General features: G+C 64.7%; 1 protein-coding gene and 1 pseudogene. Both read right to left on the bottom strand.

The genetic code is table 11. The annotated features are described in order from the left end of the window. Positions 1 to 23: 23 nt before the first annotated feature. Positions 24 to 620, bottom strand: coding sequence for a hypothetical protein (locus ACFW48_RS38805; RefSeq protein WP_386323399.1), 597 nt, complete (start codon positions 618 to 620; stop codon positions 24 to 26). Next, positions 620 to 1,044 (bottom strand): annotated as a pseudogene (locus tag ACFW48_RS38800) (acyltransferase); the annotation flags it as partial. The gene ACFW48_RS38805 and the pseudogene ACFW48_RS38800, both read right to left, overlap by 1 nt.

Raw genomic sequence — 1,044 nt, 5'->3', positions numbered from 1 at the left:
GCAGCTAGGAGTAGCGGGAGGGGTCAGGCTCCGATACCGACAGAAGAGACGTATGCATAGGCTGCATATTCGGAATCGAGGTCGGAAATGACGTCGTCCCAGATTTCGTCCACCAGGGCTTCATCCCGAGCGCCCCACGCAGTTACCAGGTCGGTCCAGATGTACCGGACGGTGATAGATCGGTCGCTCAGGGGGCGGCTGTACTTGGAGTCGACCTGGCTTTGGTCGACGGGGTAGATCTCCATGCGGCGGCCCTGGCCGTTGTTGTCGAGGTGGCGGGCCAGCCAGCCGGAACGGATCAGGTTTTCGCGCCGACGCTCCCAGTAGGCAGCGTCAATCCGCTCCCGGCTCGCCGGGGAGGGGCTGCCCTTGCCACGCGTCCAGGAACGCAGCGTACGGGCCGTGACGCCCTGTTGGGCCAGCGCCTCGCGGCCGGCTGGGCTGTCGAGGTACCGCAGGCGGGCGGCCAGGCCGCGGCGGGACGTGACGGGCGAGGCGATGCCGGAGGAGTGGACGATCCGGTTGAGCTCCAGGATCAGGGCCTCGCCGCCCTTCATGCCCCGCGCGTCGTGCTTGCGCCAGTCGCCCCAGCGGGCCCACAGGTCCTCGGATCCGGCCATCAGCGCTTACCCCCAAGAATGTAGGTGTTCTTTTCCTTCACCTGGTTCAGGTCCCGGCCCTCGGAGAACACCGAACGCCAGTCACCCACGACGTGCAGTTCATCCGTTCCAGAAATCTCCACGACCTGAAGCCCCGCCTTGTGGGCCTTATTTGCCTTCATCCACAGATTCGCGAATGCTTTCGCGCGGATGATGTGCATCCAGTCCGGCCGGCGGAGTTCACGGTTCGCGGTCGATTCGCCCACCGTGGATACCAATTTAGAATACATGGCTTTCACGTAGTTCACGGTCAGTTCGTCGCCCTCGGCAATTGCGGTTTTCCGCGTTTCCGCCAGCGCGCGGCGCAGTTTTTCCAGCAGGCCCTCGGTCGCTCCGGAGACGAGTGAGCGGTGAATGGTCGGGGCGTCTGCGAGGCCTTGACGGG

The sequence above is a fragment of the Streptomyces sp. NPDC058812 genome (assembly GCF_042744565.1).
Lineage (GTDB): Bacteria > Actinomycetota > Actinomycetes > Streptomycetales > Streptomycetaceae > Streptomyces > Streptomyces thinghirensis.
The sequence above is the reverse complement of the archived record's forward strand: the minus strand, read 5'-3'. Positions and strand labels throughout refer to the sequence as shown.